The sequence below is a fragment of the Devosia sp. CAU 1758 genome (assembly GCF_054482695.1).
The window spans coordinates 680,820-695,578 of the sequence record NZ_JBTLRJ010000001.1 but is presented as its reverse complement, the minus strand read 5'-3'; the positions used below and the strand labels follow the sequence as shown (position 1 = coordinate 695,578).

The window sequence follows — 14,759 nt, the reverse complement described above, 5'->3', positions numbered from 1 at the left end:
GTGCTCACATCTGGCGCAGAGGTTGGTACCGCTTACCGGAAAAACCCCAATATGTCAGGGTTGCAATCCGACAGGCACCGGTGGCGGCGCATGCAGCACCGTAATGCGCACCCGTTCATTGGCCGACATGTAGGGATCATTGGGGAAGAAAGGATCATCCGTCGCCCGGCCCGACACCGCCTTGAAGCGATCATCGCTCATGCCGAATTCGCCCAGGATCGAGCGCACCACGTTGGCGCGGTCTGCCGACAGTTCCCATGGCCCGTAGCGCGGATTGTCATAGCGCCCGCCTGCTGCGGTATGCCCCGAGATCGTCACCTGCGCATTGAGCTGCTGCAGGATCGGGCCGATCGCCGCGATGGCGGCCCGCGTCGGCTCCAGCGGATATTTCGACCCTTCGGGGAACATTGGGCGCCCCTGCTGATCGACGATCTGGATGTCGAGACCTTCCTCGGTCTCTTCAATGAGCAGGTTATCCATGAACGGTGTCACTTCCGGCAGCGACTGCCAGGCCTGCTTGATACTGGCGGCAGCGCTGTGGAAGGCCTGCGTGTCGATGGCCTTGAGATTGAATTCGCTGTCGCTGTTTGCCTGCCGCTCGCTGCCCTGCTGGCGCGCCGGTCCACCAATATGGGTATCGACCGTGCCTTGGTCCGAGCTTTGCGGCGAAGCCGGGCGATTGTCGATGACGTCGGCAGACGATCCAGACATCTGGTTGCCCGAATTGTCCATGGCGCTGCCGCCCATGACCCCGCCGGCGCCGCTGGTGGACAGGCTCAGCGCCGCAGGAGCAAAATAATCTGCCAGGCCTTCCTTCTGCTCGGGGGTCGTCATGCTGATCAGCCAGAGCAGCAGGAAAAACGCCATCATCGCGGTCACGAAGTCGGCATAGGCGATCTTCCAGGCGCCGCCATGATGAGCGTGCTTGTGCTTCTTGATCTTCTTGATGATGATCGGCTGGTCGTAATTCGCCATTCTGGCTTACCGGCTTTCTGGAGCTTGGATCGGCGGAGGGCTTCGCGCTCCCGGATCAGGTCGTGGCTGGCAAGGCAGCCGTGGCGGCTTCCACTTCGTTGAAGGACGGACGCACTTCGCTCATCAGCGCCTTGCGGGCAAACTCGATGGCCATAACCGGCGGCTGTCCGCCGATATGGGCCAGCAGGCCCACCTTGAGCGATAGAAAATACTTCGATTCCGCTTCAAAGGTGTTCTTGAGCGACTGGGCGAAGGGTCCGAAAAAGCCATAGGCCACGAACACGCCGAAAAACGTGCCCACCAGCGCGCCGCCGATCAGATGACCGAGAACTTCTGGCGGCTCGGTAATGGCGCCCATGGTCTTGATCACGCCCAGCACGGCGGCCACGATGCCCAGCGCCGGTGTGCCGTCGGCGATGGCCTGAACGGCCGAGACGATGCGGTCCTGCTCCTGGTGATGGGTTTCCAATTCCTCGTCCATGAGCGCTTCCATCTCATGCACATTATTGGACCCCATGGTCACCATGCGGATGTAATCGCACACGAATTCCACGGCGTGGTGGTTCTTGGCGAAGGTCGGGAAGGCATTGAACAGGGTTGAATTATGCGGGTCTTCGATATGCGGCTCGATCCCGAGAATACCCTTCTGCTGAATCAGCTTGTACATCGAGTACTGCATGCCGAGCAGTTCGACATAGGCGGCCTTGTTATATTTCGGCCCCTTCATCAGCGTGCCGAACATCTTGGGCACGGCCTTTAGCACCGGGGCGCCATTGGCGATCACGAACGCACCCACCGCAGCCCCCAGGATGATGACGAATTCAAATGGCTGCCAGAGCACTTCCACATGCCCGCCCATTGCCGCATAGCCACCAAAGACACAGGCAAACACGGTAATGACGCCGATTATCATACGCATTGGGCTTACTCGGATTCGAAAGCTGCACAGTGCGGCAGGCCAACAGGCCACATCCGCGGGGGCATAATGGTCCGCTCAGGCTTAACAGGGGGTGTATTCTCGTGCTCCGCTCTTGCGTCCGCCACGATTTTGGAGTGCTGATGAGAGGGTGCATTCCGCCACGCCACACGAGAACCCCATGTTGCTCCGACCCGTCCTCGCCTTCCTCGCCGTCGCACTGCCTCTGTGTGCGCCCCTGCCCGCCGCCGCCCAGTCCGAAGAGGATATTTATGCCAGCATCGAAGCCATCCATGGCAATGCCGACGGCTTCTTCGAGGTGTTTTCGCTGCTTCAGGATGCTGTGATGTTCGGCGACCCGGTGACCTTAGGTCAATACTCCTTCTTTCCGCTGACGGTGAACGCAAACGGCGAGACCTATGACGTTCTCGAAGAACAGGACCTGCTCGACAATTTCGACATGTTGGTCTCAGCCGACATGCTGCAGGCCGTGCTCAACCAGGACGTCGCCGATCTCATCGTCACTTCGGAAGGCGTCGGCATCGGCAATGGCGCGATGTGGATCACCAATATCTGCCTCGACGACGATTGCGCCGAAACACAATGGGGCATCATCGCCATCAACAACTAAAGGCTAAAAATCACATTGCATGATCCATATCAGGCATTAGGATGAACTCAATTGCGGGGCGGCACGTACTATGCGCCCCGGCCTTTCCGTGCCGGCGCACCTTTACCCAGAGGCTGCGCATCCTCGTTCTGATGGATCGATACTATGACCGGCCCGACCTGGACCGCCGACAATGGCAATGGCACCTACACCAACCCATTGTTTTACGAGGAATTCTCGGACCCGGACATCATAAGGGTGGGCGCCGATTTCTACATGACCGGCACCACCATGCACACCATGCCGGGCCTGCCGGTGCTGCACTCCACGGATCTGGTGAACTGGACCCTGCTTTCCTACGCCTTCGATACTCTCGACCTGGGCCCCGAGTTTCGCCTCGACGGCGGCGAGATTTATGGACAGGGCATCTGGGCGCCCTGCATCCGGTTCAGGAACGGTCTCTTCTACATCTTCTCCAACGTCAACAAGCACAAGACGCAAATCTACACCGCTACCGACCCCCGCGGTCCGTGGACGCATTCCGAGGCCGAGTACAACTACCATGACCTCACCATCTTCTTTGACGACGATGGTCGCTCCTATGTCGTCTGGGGTTATCGCAATCTCAAGATTGCCGAACTGGACGACAGCCTGCGCCGCGTCATTCCAGGGACCGAGCGAGATCTCACCCCGCCAGAAAGCCTGATGGGCGAAGGCGCCCACTTCTACAAGGTGGACGGGAAATACCTCATAACCAGCGCCTGGTTCGCCGGCCGCATGCGTATGCCCTGCGCCCGCGCCGATCACCTGCACGGTCCCTGGGAGATCAATCCAGCCATCTCCATTGACGAGGATTTCGGCCTCATGGAGGGCTACAAGATCAGGGACGCCAGCATCCCCTTCACGCTTGATCCCCCCTTCGAGATCGTGCAGCCCAATCCGGCTGCCAATGGCCGGCTCAATCTCCATCAGGGCGGCATCGTCGACACGCCAAACGGTGAGTGGTGGGCGTGGTCGATGATGGACTACAATTCCCTTGGCCGCCTCACCTGCCTCTCTCCGGTCACCTGGCAGGATGGCTGGCCCTATTTTGGCCTGCCGGGCAATCTCGGACGCACACCGCGCACCTGGGTAAAGCCCGCCACCGCCTTGCCCTCCGAGATTGCCGTGCCCTGGCCCAGCCGCGACGACACATTCGGCGGTCCGACGCTCAACCCGCTCTGGCAGTGGAACCACGTCCCGGTTTCCGGCAAATGGTCACTCGCTGAGCGCCCCGGCCATCTGCGCCTCCACGCAATGCCGGCGTCTGACTTCTGGCGGGCTAGGAACAGTCTCACCCAGCGCGCCATCGGACCCGTGTCCACCGTCACCGCCAGGCTCGACGGCGCCGGTCTGCGACCCGGAGATGTCGCGGGCCTTGGCCTGCTCGGCATGCCCTGGCGTTGGATCGGCCTCGCCCATACCGGCAGCGGCCTTGAGCTCCAGCTCTTCGACTACCAGACCGGCTACACCAAGACCGCCGCCTTTTCCGGCACCGAAATCTGGCTCCGCGCCGAATGCGACTTTCTCACTGAGGAGGCCCGGTTCAGTTACTCAACCGATGGACAGCACTTCCAGAAGCTGGGCGAGCGGATGATCATGATCTTCCAGCTCAAGACCTTTCAGGGCATCCGCCATGCGCTCTTCGCTTATAACGCCGAAGGCAAAGAAGGCGGATATGCCGACTTCAACGATTTCGTTGTTCATGAGCGCTATCCAGGAGGCCTGATGCACCTCATTCCCGGCGGTCAGCGCGGCGCCCTGGTCCTCGCCAATGCGCCGACCTCAGGCTTTACGGCAGAGCTCGGCACGGTCCTGGCCGGCGCCCCCATGGACTTGACTATCGAGGCCATCGAGCTTGGTCGCGTTATCCTGCATCACGCCGAAGGACCACTCTCGGTGACCGCATCCGGCGTCGTCACCATCGGCGGCCTCCACGGCAGTGCCACGCACTGGCAATGGATGGAAACACCCACCGGCGAGGTCATCCTGATGTCCCTTGCGACCAATCGCTTCCTGCGCATCCATCCCGATGGCAATGTCCGCGCCGATAGTCCCGGCCCCACGCCCGATGGCATGGACGGCACACGGTTCCATTTCGTCTCGGCCTGAGTGAGACGCGTAGCCTCAGGCCAGCTTGAAATCAGGCCGCCCTTCGCCCGTCTTGCTATGCGTGTGCGCCACCAGGGGCCGGATTTCCATGCGCCCGTATTTGAGGATCGGGTCATCCTCGAACAGCGGCGTCAGCGCCTCGATGCTCTCCGCCTCGAGCAGCAGGAAGCCCGCCACAACCTCTTTGGCCTCGGCATAGGGGCCGTCCGTGGCGATCAGGTCACCATTGGCATAGCGCAGCACCCGCCCGCTCTCGGGATCCGCCAGCGGCGACGCAAAGATCAAATTACCGCTTTCCCGCAATTTGCGATCATGCGCGATGGTCGCGTCATCGAGCTCTCGAAAGTCAGCCTCATTCGTCCCGTCCATCGAACCGGGTTCGATATAAACCAGTGCCATGAAACGCATCGTCGTCCTCCAGATAAGATCTGCTCACACGACGAACGAGAACAGCCGATTTCGACTGAAGAACAGCGTTTTTTGGCCTTGGCCCCGCCGCACCGCCCCTCTCCCTCCGGGAGAGAGGGTTGGCGTGAGTGGGCCTAAGGCAAACGCCCGAGCTTTGGTGCCCGTACCCAACCCCTTGGCAGTGTCAAACCGTCCCGCGTTCCTTGCGCAGCGCAACTACCTTGTCCACATCAGCCGCAGAGTGGCGCTCATATAGATGCTCGTCTTCCGGCCCACCGGCTGCATTGACACTGCGACCGCGCTTGACCGGCTCGCGCGCATCCACCTGCTTGGCCCAGCGCGTGAGGTTCTTGTAGCTGGTCACGTCGAGGAACTCCCCGGCATTATAGGCCCGGCCCAGAACCATGCCGCCATACCAAGGGAAGATCGCCATGTCGGCGATCGTGTATTCATCGCCCGAGACGAATTCCTGCTCCGCCAATTGCCTGTCCAGTACGTCGAGCTGGCGCTTGGTCTCCATGGCATAGCGATTGATCGGATATTCGAGCTTGGTCGGCGCATAGGCGTAGAAATGCCCGAAACCGCCACCCACGAATGGTGCGCTGCCCATCTGCCAGAACAGCCAGTTCATGGTCTCGGCGCGCTTGGCCACGTCTTTGGAGAGGAACGCATCGAACTTGTCGGCCAGATAGACCATCATTGAACCGCTCTCGAACAGGCGGATCGGCTTGTCTGGACCATAGTCCATCATCGCCGGGATTTTCGAATTCGGATTGACCGACACAAAGCCCGAGCCGAACTGGTCGCCCTTGCCGATATTGATGAGATAAGCGTCATATTCCGCGTCATGTCCGGCCGCCAGCAGCTCCTCGAGCATGATGGTCACCTTCTGGCCATTGGGCGTCGCCAGCGAATAGAGCTGGAGCGGATGCTCGCCGCGCGGCAATTCCTTGTCATGGGTCGGCCCGGCAATCGGCCTGTTGGTGCTGGCAAATGCCCCACCATTTTCCTTGTCCCAGGTCCAGACTTTCGGCGGCACATATTCGGTCATCGCGAACTCTCTTGGTAGGATTGTCTCGTGGCGAACATTCATCGCCTTTTGCCGATATAAGCACAGATCGACCCGTGCGTAACCCTTCAGCCCCGGATTCTTCCAACACCATTGCCAGCTCCCCGCCCCAAGGCTAAGCCTCCGCCATGAACACGCCCGCCCCTTTCGAGATTTTTCTCGTCGCAACGCCCGGCCTCGAGGCTCCCTTGGCCGAAGAAGCCCGCGCCGCCGGCTTCACCGGGGCCACCCCAACCGATGGCGGCGTGACCTTTTCAGGCACCTGGCCCGATGTCTGGCGTGCCAATCTGGTGCTTCGCGGCGCCACCCGCATTCTGTCGCGCGTCGCCTCCTTCCGCGCCATGCATCTCGCTCAGCTCGACAAGCGCGCGCGCAAGCTTCCATGGGCCGAATATCTTCGCGCCGATGTCCCGGTTCATGTCGAAGCCAGCTGCAAGCGCTCGCGCATCTATCATGACGGCGCCGCCGCCCAGCGCGTCGCCAAGGCCATCGCCGAGGAGCTTGGCGCCCCCATTGCCGAAGATGCCGCCCTCCGCATCATGGTGCGCATAGCGGACGACCTCGTCACCATCAGCATCGACACCACCGGCGAGTCGCTCCACAAGCGTGGCTTCAAGGGGGGCGTGGCCAAGGCCCCCATGCGCGAAACCATGGCGGCGATGTTTTTGGCGCAATGCGGCTATAGAGGCACCGAACCGGTGCTCGACCCCATGTGCGGCTCGGGCACCTTCGTCATCGAAGCGGCCGAAATTGCCCTCGGCCTCCATCCCGGACGCGAACGCAGCTTTGCCTTCGAACAATTGCCCGGCTTCAATGTCAGGGCCTGGGCCGATCTTCGGAAGCCCCCCGCGCCGATCCCGACCCCGCCGCTCTTTTACGGCTCCGACCGGGATCCCGGCGCCATCCGCATGGCAGGCGAAAACGCCGCCCGCGCCGGCGTCGCCGACCACACCCGTTTCGAGCTGAAATCCATCGAAGACCTGACCCCGCGCGAAGGTCCACCGGGCCTCGTCATCGTCAATCCGCCTTACGGCACCCGCATCGGCACCAAGGGTCCATTGATCGGCCTCCACCGTACCCTCGGCACCGTCCTCAAGACCCGCTTTTCCGGCTGGCGCGTCGGTATCATCACTGCCGACAAGCAACTCGCCCAGGCCACCGGCCTCACCTTCGAGCCGCCCCTACCCACCGTCCTCCACGGCGGCATCCGCATCGCGCTTTATCGGGCAAATCTCTGATCGCTGCCGGCGTTGGAGCGAGCCCGGTTGAAAGCGCCAGCAGCGCAAACGGTCTGCGATTTGGTCCTGCCGAAATCGGGGCAGGCCCTCGCTCAGGGTTCACGAGCCGCGAATGCTGCCAATTTAAATCAATTGCTAACCATGTGATCAGCCATGCGCCCCCCGCATGCAACGATCACCGCGCGAACGCCTTGTCTCCCCGGGTACCGCGGTATCGAAAGGAATCGAAATGTCAGTCATGTCTCGCATTCTGGTGGTCGAAGACCAGCCCTTGCTGCTGCTCGACCTCATGGACCAGCTGGTCGAACATGGGTTCGACGTGCTGCCTGCTGGCAATGCCCGCACGGCTGCGCGCCTGCTCGACACCAATATCGATGCCCTCATCACCGATATAGAATTGGGCGACGGCCCGAATGGTCTGGCCCTGGCACGCCTCGCCGCCAGCGGCAATCCCCGGCTACCCATCGTCGTGGTCTCGGGTGGCGTGCGCCCGGCACAGGCCGACCTTCCCGCCGGCGCAGTGTTCATCTCAAAGCCTTACACCTTCAGCGCCATACTCGCGGCGCTTGATCGACAGGCTCTTTCGAAGGCCGCCTGACCCATGACCGCGTCCGGCGCGCCCGCGCCGCTGCGACAATCTCAGGCGCTGGAACATACTTCCCTTGCTTTTCGTTCTTCAGACAGACCTAACAAGGAGCTAGATCATGGATTGGAACCGTATCGAAGGCAGTTGGAAGCAGTTTTCCGGCAAAGCCAAGGAACAGTGGGGCAAGCTCACCGATGACGATATCGCCGAAGTTAACGGCAATCGCGAGCAGCTCGAAGGCAAGATCCAGGAACGCTACGGCAAGACCAAGGACGAGGTCCGCAAGGATGTCGATGACTGGTCCAGCCGCATGAACTGATCGGATCGGCCCGAATAATAATAAAGGCCCGGCGTTTGCTCCGGGCCTTTTTTCGTTTCTAGTCGGCTTTGGTGATCTTGACGATTGTCGAGGCTCCGCTGTCACGGTCTTCGGTCACCGCATAGACCGCGCCATCCGGCCCGACGCGCACGTCACGCACCCTGGCCCCGACATCCACGCGCTCCTCGTTTGCAACGCGCTCGCCGTCCATATGAAGGACCACAATACCCTGCGAGACCAGCCCGCCAACGAGGAAAGCGCCATCCCATTCCGGGAACTCTTCACCCTCGTAGTAGGCCATGCCTGAAGGCGCAATCACCGGATCCCAATAATAGACGGGCTGCTCGGTTTCAGCGCTCTGGGTGACGCCACCCTCGATGGGTTCGCCACCATAAGTGATCCCATAGGCGACTTCCGGCCAGCCGTAATTCATCCCGGCTTCGGGCTTGTTAAGCTCGTCGCCACCCCTTGCGCCGTGCTCCACCGTCCACAGTCGCCCCTCATCGTCCAGCGTCGCGGACTGCACGTTCCGGTGCCCAAGGCTCCAGATTTCCGGCAGCGCATCCGGCGTATCGCTATAAGGATTGCCCTCGACCGGCTCGCCCTCAGGTGTGATCCGGAAGATCTTGCCCAGCCCGCTTTGCAGCTCCTGCGCCTGATCCCGGATTGGGTCATCGGAACGTTCGCCCACCGTTACATAGAGATTGCCCTCTTCGGTCGGCACGATGCGCGAGCCAAAATGCAGGTCTCCGTCATAGGTCGGCTCCTGACGGAAAATCACCTCGACATCTTCAAGGGTCCCGCCGCCGGCTTCGTCGAGCACCAGCGTCGCCGCCGCCACGGCCGTGCCATTGCCACCCTCGCGCGGCTCGGCGAAGGACACATAGATGCGCCCAGAGCTCCCGAAATCATTCGCCAGCGCCACATCGAGCAAACCGCCCTGCCCGGCCATATCCACCTCGGGCAGACCGGTGATGGCTTCGCTGGCCTCACCCTCGGGCGTAATGATATGCAGCGCGCCCTGCTTGGCCGTAACCAGCATCCGCCCGTCGGGCAGGAATTCCATCGCCCACAGATGCGGCAGCCCCTCGGCGATGACCGCCTGATCCACTGCCTCGGTCTCCTCCGGTTGCGGCGCGCGGGTTTGCCCCTCGAAAGCCGGGGTCTGGTCAGGGGCATTGGGTGGCGCTGTTTCAACGGACTGGCCCTGTGCCAGTGCGGGCGTCGCCAGCAGCGCTGCCGAAAGCATGGTACTCGCCAGGAGCCGTGATGTGAGGATCATTGGAAATCTCCGTTATTCGTCAGATATTTCCTAAGCCCCTCACTTTCCCCTTCGTTGCGCGCCCGGCATTCACGATAAGGTCAGCCCTTCATCTGCACGATCTGGATCAGGTTCCCGCAGTTGTCATCGAACACCGCCATCAGCACCGTGCCGGCATTCATCGGCTCCACCGTGAACTGCACGCCCTTGTCCTTGAGCCGCTTCACCTCTTCTGCCATGTCATCGACCATGAACGAGGTAGCCGGGATCCCGTCCGCTACCAGCGCCGCCTTGAACGGCCCCACTGCAGGGTGCCCGCTCGGCTCCAGCAGCAATTCGGTCCCCTCGGGATTATCCGGCGACACCATGGTCAGCCACCGATCCTCCCCACCCAGCGGAATGTCGTGCTTGACCACGAAACCCAGCCTGTCCCGATAAAATTCCAGCGCCACGGCCTGGTTGTCGACAAATACGCTCGTCACATGGATTTTCATTCTCTTTGGTCCTTTCGATTCAATCTGGCTTTGATCACCCCACCCTCATTCCCTCCACCAAGAGGAAGGAGGCGCAGGCCGCGGTGCCGGTATTCACCAACTTTCTCCCCCATTGTGGGGACGGTAGTGCAGCTGGTCCCGGTGGGCGTAGCGAAACTAGGGTGGGGGGTTCTCCTCGCTCGACACATCGAGATACCGCCCCAGCCATGCCGCCTGCGCCGCCCGCAACGGTTCAAGCTCCAACCTGTGCAGCTTGGTCCGTCCCGACCAGCTCACGCTGACCAGCCCGGCCTTTTCCAGCATGTCCAGATGCTGGCTCACCGCCTGCCGCGACAACACCGGCTGCCCCTCGGCAACCGCCGCCGCGCACAATTCGAACAGCGATTGGTTCGGCCGCGTCGCCAATCGATCCACGATCCGCCGCCGCGTCGGATCGGCAATCGCCTTGAAAATCCGGTCCAGCTGTTCTGCGTTCATCAGTCAGCCATTATGCAAGTGTTTCATTGCCTTTTTATATGCTAGGAAATCATTGCATGTCAACATGACAGGCACCCTTCCGAAAAGTCCTGTGTGCGGGCAGTCTTATCGCTGCGTGCCGAGCACCAGCAGAGCCACCTTGCGCCCCTCGCCATCCGCCCGGACGATCACCCCGGCGGCGCCGACCTCGGGGTCAAGCAAGGACTGGCGGTATTGCGGCTGATCCAGCCATTGGCTGGCGAAGCTGGCCATGTCAGTATCGGTTGGCGCGATGCCGCAACCCCCGCATGCGCCTGCAAGGGTGAACAGGCTCGACCATTGTGCTTGCGCGTCTGCGCCAAGCGCGTCGAACACATTGCCGATGCCATCAAGGACAAATTCTTCGAGATTGACAGGAACAAGGCTTTCGGCTGCGCTCTCGAGCGCCGCATTCGGTTCAATGGGATCTAGTCCGGCCTCGATCCGGGCCGCATTGACCGGCTCAAGCAGCGCCGCCGTCATGGCCCTTCGTTCTATCGGGCGTGCGGGCGCACCCGCCTCAAGTCCGCGCGAAGTTCCCGGGCCGGCAAAGGTCTGGACCGCATAGAGCCCCTGTTCCGCATCGGTGATAATTCCAAACCCGAACCGCGCCAGGCCCTTCGCCATGATATTGGCCCGGTGCTCGGGGCTATCCATCCAGCCTTGGTGCAACCGTTCCATGGCGGCCATATCCGGCGTATCAGTGCAGGCTGCACAGCGCGCGATATTCTCGGCCACCAATTCCCAGCGACTGCCTTCTTCCGCCAGGAACCGGTCCTGCACGGTGTCGCCCTCCGGCGAGCTGTGGGCATAATAATCACGCTCCAGCATGTCCCGGGCATGGCCCTGCGCGGCGGCATTGAGCCTGTCACCAGGCCCGAGCGCCGGCAGATCGGCTTCGGCGCGACTGGCATTGACCAATTCGAGCGCCCGCTGGCGCAGTCCGGCAAGATCGCCGCTCTCCTGCGCTCCGGCGCCGCTCGCAGCCAGACCCAACATCAGCAGGCCCAGTGCAAGCAGCGCCGGGCGCCGCCGCACATCACGGCCCATTATTGCAGCGCGGCTTCGAGATCACTGCACTCCACCCACCATTGGGTCGGGAATGCCGCGTCCCGCAACCGGCCAAGGAAACCCTCATCGGCGCCAAAATCGATCAGACACAATTCGACGCTGTTTGACATCAGCCGGCTAACGTCAATCTCTATGCACTCTTCGGAGAGAATGCTGCCCTCGCTGCTGATCGCCTGTTCCAGCTCCTGCTGGCTTGGACAGGCCACCGGCGAAGTGTCGATAATGGTGTCCTGCGCCATGGAGGCAGGCATGGAGGCGGCTGCAAAAACCAGGGCGGCGGCGAGAATGGCAGTGTGGCGTGACATGATGCATCTCCTCTGAATGTCTCATAAGATCACGCGATCGGCGCCACTTGGTTCCCACCGAACCAACAAAACTCTCGCTGTCAGCTTCAGGACAAGTCGCATGGATAATCACCGGGTCTTTTCGATCAGCGTCGCCAGCGTCTATCCGCACTACATCACCAAAGCGGAAAAGAAGGGGCGTACCAAGGCGGAAGTCGACCAGGTCATCCGCTGGCTCACCGGCTACGACCAGCCAACGCTAGAAGCCGAACTGGCCAACAAGACCAGTTTCCGCGACTTCTTCGCCAAGGCCCCCGCCCTCAACCCCAACCGCTCCCTCATCACCGGCGTAATCTGCGGCGTCCGCATCGAAGACATCGAAAGCCCCCTGATGCGCGAACTGCGCTACCTGGACAAACTCGTCGACGAACTCGCCAAAGGCCGCAAGATGGAGAAGATTCTTCGCGGTTAGCACCGGCCCCTTTCACCTCCCCCTCGACGGGGGAGGTAGCGGCGCTAGGCCCAACGGGCGTAGCAGAGCTGGGTGGGGGTGCGCCACGCCCGACCATTTCATCTCGCCGCTGGAGCACCTACATATCTGGATCTAAGGGAACGCCGGGAAAACGTGATTGCGCCACCCTTCATGTCAGCCGGAATCAGGAGTGTTTCAGTGAGCGTAGCTTTTACCAAGGAAGACAGCGCCGAGACGGCCGCCGAAACCACGCTGCCGGAAAAACCCATTCCAGCAGGGCCCAACCTCGTGACCGCCGATGGACTGGCCGCGCTGGAACGGCAACTTGCCGAAGCGACCGCCGCCTATGAAACCGCCCTTGCCATCGAAGACATCAACGAACGCCGCCGCCATTCCGCCAATCCCTACCGCGACCTCCGCTACCTCGCCGAACGCATCCGCACCGCCCAGATCGTGCCGCCCCCGCAAACCAACGACACCGTCGCCTTCGGCTCCCGCATCACGGTTCAGCGCGACGACGGCCGCACCCAGACCTACACCATCGTCGGCGAAGACGAAGCCGACCCCAAATCCGGCACGCTTTCCTTCGCCTCACCGCTGGCCCGGGCGCTTATGGCCAAGGGTGTGGGCGACACGGCTGTGCTGGGCGAGGCAGAGGTGGAGATTGTGGGGATTGGGTGATTGCCTGCAATCATCACCTCCCCCTCGACGGGGGAGGTAGCGTCGCTAGGCCCATCGGGCCGTAGCAGAGCTAGGTGGGGGTGCCGGCGCGCACTTCACCCCCGAGAGCTACGCCTCTGTCAGCGCCCGCAACACCGCCTCAGGCTCTTTCTCCATCACGCGCAACAGTGTCCGGGCCGCGCCGCTCGGCTGGCGCTCACCTTGTTCCCACTTGCGATAACCAGACGTGCTCGTGCCCAGCATGAGCGCCATCTGCTCCTGCGTCAGATGCAGAGACTTGCGGATGGACCGGGCATCAATGGCTTCAAGATCAACCCGATGCTCGACCACGCCCGTATTCGCACCCTCGGCATAGGCCAGCACTTCGCTCATCGCTTCGATCAGGTCCTTGCCAAACTTGCTCATGCCTTGCTCCTGTATGCCGTCTTGATCGCCACTGCGATCGCTTTGACTGCCACCTTTTCGTCTGCCGACAGATTGGCCTTGCCGCCCTTGCCATAGACTAGCAGGGCAAAAATCGGCGCATTCTCGTCAAACACATAATAGATGACGCGTGCGCCACCTCGCTTGCCCCTGCCATGTGCCGCCACGCGAACCTTGCGCACACCCGCCGTGCCGGGAATTTCATCGCCTGCATAGGGGTTGCTCGCCAGAAACGCGATCACTGCCGCCTTCTCATCCGCGTCAAACAGGCGCTCGGCCTGACGGATGAAAAGGGAGGTTTCAGCGACGGTTTGCATGAATAGTGATATACCCCATTGGGGCAGTAACATCAAGCTTGCGAGTTCACTTGCGTCCAGCCTTGATCCTGATTAGCGGCGAAACGCTGCCGACACTGAGGCCGACAACTCGACTTATCCCCAGGGCCCCAATCGATGCGAACATTGTCGGGAAAATGGAGCGGTGATGACTATGACCAGACTTCCCACATTGAAAGAACTTCTGAGCACGCGCAGTTCTCTCCTGGATTTGAAATTGTATTCCCTATCCCTTCAGATCCAATCGATGCTGCGCAAGTATCGACCGGACCAACCGAGAGTTCCGGCCGGCAATCCCAACGGTGGACAATGGACCGATTATGATGCCCACAGCGAAAGGGACCATGTAGCCGGCAAATATGATCCCGCTCGTGCCGAGTTGTGCGATGCCCAGCTGCTGTTGGACGAGGAACTGTGCAGGATGGCCGGAAGTGCGCGATGCTGGTCCCTGTCCATGGACAGGCATGCGGCATGTATGAAGAACAATTACGTTCCTAGACTGAGGTTCTAAACCAAAATGACGTTTATCACCCGAACCTTGACCACCAACACGCCCGATGGCGATGTTTACGTCCCCATCCACATACACGCCCCCATTGAAGCCGATCGGTGCTGGGAGTGCAGCTTCTCAATTGGTTGGCCAGATGGGGACCGCAAGGCCGTCGTCAGGGGCTTTGATAGCGTGCAGGCCGTCTATCTCACCATGCAGCGCATAGCCGTGGAACTCTATGGCAGCCCTTACCATGCTTCAGGGACCTTGCGCTGGGACAAGCCAGGCGAGGGTTATGGCTTTCCCATGCCGAAACCCGGTTATGAGGACCTCATCGGCGAAGACCGCATCGCACAGGTGCCGGAGTGACTCCTCCCCCCTTCCCTTTCGCCACCCTTTCCGCTAAACCGCCCGCTTAACCACCATGTTCGGTCTCTTCCCTGCGCCGCAGTGCTCAACTGCCACGCGGGTTTCGCGCGGA

Annotated in this window: 19 protein-coding genes; 8 read left to right on the top strand and 11 right to left on the bottom strand. The window is 61.3% G+C overall.

The features are described 5' to 3' along the window. Positions 1–54 precede the first annotated feature (54 nt). Both ACXYMS_RS03490 and motA read right to left on the bottom strand, forming a co-directional pair. Positions 55–975, bottom strand: a complete 921-nt coding sequence (locus tag ACXYMS_RS03490) for a flagellar motor protein MotB (RefSeq protein ID WP_458903704.1) — start codon at positions 973–975, stop codon at positions 55–57. Between the two features lie 55 nt (positions 976–1,030). Next, a complete protein-coding gene (motA, locus tag ACXYMS_RS03485; protein ID WP_458903702.1) occupies positions 1,031–1,894 on the bottom strand; it encodes a flagellar motor stator protein MotA in 864 nt (287 codons plus the stop codon). Positions 1,895–2,072: 178 nt separating this feature from the next. Between motA and ACXYMS_RS03480 the strand changes: the two genes are divergently transcribed. Both ACXYMS_RS03480 and ACXYMS_RS03475 read left to right on the top strand, forming a co-directional pair. Further along, complete coding sequence (locus ACXYMS_RS03480; RefSeq protein ID WP_458903701.1) at positions 2,073–2,522, top strand: hypothetical protein; 450 nt, start codon at positions 2,073–2,075, stop codon at positions 2,520–2,522. 144 nt (positions 2,523–2,666) lie between these two features. Continuing rightward, positions 2,667–4,652: a glycoside hydrolase family 43 protein gene (locus ACXYMS_RS03475; protein ID WP_458903699.1), complete on the top strand. Its 1,986-nt coding sequence runs from the start codon at positions 2,667–2,669 to the stop codon at positions 4,650–4,652. Positions 4,653–4,667: 15 nt separating this feature from the next. Here ACXYMS_RS03475 and ACXYMS_RS03470 read toward each other — a convergent pair whose 3' ends face one another. Together ACXYMS_RS03470 and yghU are read right to left on the bottom strand one after the other, a co-directional pair. Next, positions 4,668–5,060 (bottom strand): YciI family protein, encoded by a 393-nt coding sequence (locus ACXYMS_RS03470; protein ID WP_458903698.1) that lies wholly within the window; start codon positions 5,058–5,060, stop codon positions 4,668–4,670. 184 nt (positions 5,061–5,244) lie between these two features. Next, positions 5,245–6,111 carry a glutathione-dependent disulfide-bond oxidoreductase gene (yghU, locus tag ACXYMS_RS03465; RefSeq protein WP_458903697.1) on the bottom strand — a complete coding sequence of 289 codons (867 nt, stop codon included), beginning with the start codon at positions 6,109–6,111 and terminating at the stop codon, positions 5,245–5,247. Between the two features lie 146 nt (positions 6,112–6,257). Between yghU and ACXYMS_RS03460 the strand changes: the two genes are divergently transcribed. From ACXYMS_RS03460 to ACXYMS_RS03450, 3 genes are all read left to right on the top strand, one after another. After that, complete coding sequence (locus tag ACXYMS_RS03460) at positions 6,258–7,367, top strand: THUMP domain-containing class I SAM-dependent RNA methyltransferase (RefSeq protein ID WP_458903696.1); 1,110 nt, start codon at positions 6,258–6,260, stop codon at positions 7,365–7,367. 229 nt (positions 7,368–7,596) lie between these two features. After that, positions 7,597–7,965, top strand: a complete 369-nt coding sequence (locus ACXYMS_RS03455) for a response regulator (protein ID WP_458903694.1) — start codon at positions 7,597–7,599, stop codon at positions 7,963–7,965. A 106-nt stretch (positions 7,966–8,071) separates the two neighbouring features. Beyond that, positions 8,072–8,272: a CsbD family protein gene (locus ACXYMS_RS03450; protein ID WP_458903692.1), complete on the top strand. Its 201-nt coding sequence runs from the start codon at positions 8,072–8,074 to the stop codon at positions 8,270–8,272. 58 nt (positions 8,273–8,330) lie between these two features. Here ACXYMS_RS03450 and ACXYMS_RS03445 read toward each other — a convergent pair whose 3' ends face one another. The 5 genes from ACXYMS_RS03445 to ACXYMS_RS03425 all read right to left on the bottom strand — a co-directional run bounded on the left by ACXYMS_RS03445 (position 8,331) and on the right by ACXYMS_RS03425 (position 11,898). Beyond that, the gene (locus ACXYMS_RS03445; RefSeq protein ID WP_458903690.1) at positions 8,331–9,554 is read right to left on the bottom strand and encodes a PQQ-dependent sugar dehydrogenase; all 1,224 of its coding nucleotides are present in this window, start codon (positions 9,552–9,554) and stop codon (positions 8,331–8,333) included. An 80-nt stretch (positions 9,555–9,634) separates the two neighbouring features. Further along, positions 9,635–10,027, bottom strand: a complete 393-nt coding sequence (locus ACXYMS_RS03440; protein ID WP_458903688.1) for a VOC family protein — start codon at positions 10,025–10,027, stop codon at positions 9,635–9,637. Positions 10,028–10,183: 156 nt separating this feature from the next. Then, positions 10,184–10,504, bottom strand: coding sequence for an ArsR/SmtB family transcription factor (locus tag ACXYMS_RS03435; protein ID WP_458903686.1), 321 nt, complete (start codon positions 10,502–10,504; stop codon positions 10,184–10,186). 105 nt (positions 10,505–10,609) lie between these two features. Then, positions 10,610–11,560, bottom strand: coding sequence for a CAP domain-containing protein (locus ACXYMS_RS03430; RefSeq protein WP_458903684.1), 951 nt, complete (start codon positions 11,558–11,560; stop codon positions 10,610–10,612). Positions 11,561–11,571: 11 nt separating this feature from the next. Beyond that, a complete protein-coding gene (locus ACXYMS_RS03425) occupies positions 11,572–11,898 on the bottom strand; it encodes a hypothetical protein (RefSeq protein WP_458903682.1) in 327 nt (108 codons plus the stop codon). Positions 11,899–11,998: 100 nt separating this feature from the next. Between ACXYMS_RS03425 and ACXYMS_RS03420 the strand changes: the two genes are divergently transcribed. Then, the gene (locus ACXYMS_RS03420; protein WP_458903680.1) at positions 11,999–12,349 is read left to right on the top strand and encodes a DUF2200 domain-containing protein; all 351 of its coding nucleotides are present in this window, start codon (positions 11,999–12,001) and stop codon (positions 12,347–12,349) included. 198 nt (positions 12,350–12,547) lie between these two features. Continuing rightward, positions 12,548–13,030 (top strand): transcription elongation factor GreA, encoded by a 483-nt coding sequence (gene greA / locus ACXYMS_RS03415; RefSeq protein WP_458903678.1) that lies wholly within the window; start codon positions 12,548–12,550, stop codon positions 13,028–13,030. 108 nt (positions 13,031–13,138) lie between these two features. Here the strand turns inward: greA and ACXYMS_RS03410 are convergent, their stop codons facing one another. Together ACXYMS_RS03410 and ACXYMS_RS03405 are read right to left on the bottom strand one after the other, a co-directional pair. Continuing rightward, positions 13,139–13,435, bottom strand: a complete 297-nt coding sequence (locus ACXYMS_RS03410; RefSeq protein ID WP_458903677.1) for a helix-turn-helix domain-containing protein — start codon at positions 13,433–13,435, stop codon at positions 13,139–13,141. Continuing rightward, the gene (locus ACXYMS_RS03405; RefSeq protein WP_458903675.1) at positions 13,432–13,770 is read right to left on the bottom strand and encodes a type II toxin-antitoxin system RelE/ParE family toxin; all 339 of its coding nucleotides are present in this window, start codon (positions 13,768–13,770) and stop codon (positions 13,432–13,434) included. The genes ACXYMS_RS03410 and ACXYMS_RS03405 overlap by 4 nt, the downstream gene beginning before the upstream one ends. 535 nt (positions 13,771–14,305) lie before the next feature. Between ACXYMS_RS03405 and ACXYMS_RS03400 the strand changes: the two genes are divergently transcribed. Beyond that, a complete protein-coding gene (locus tag ACXYMS_RS03400; RefSeq protein WP_458903673.1) occupies positions 14,306–14,647 on the top strand; it encodes a DUF6968 family protein in 342 nt (113 codons plus the stop codon). Positions 14,648–14,759 lie beyond the last annotated feature (112 nt).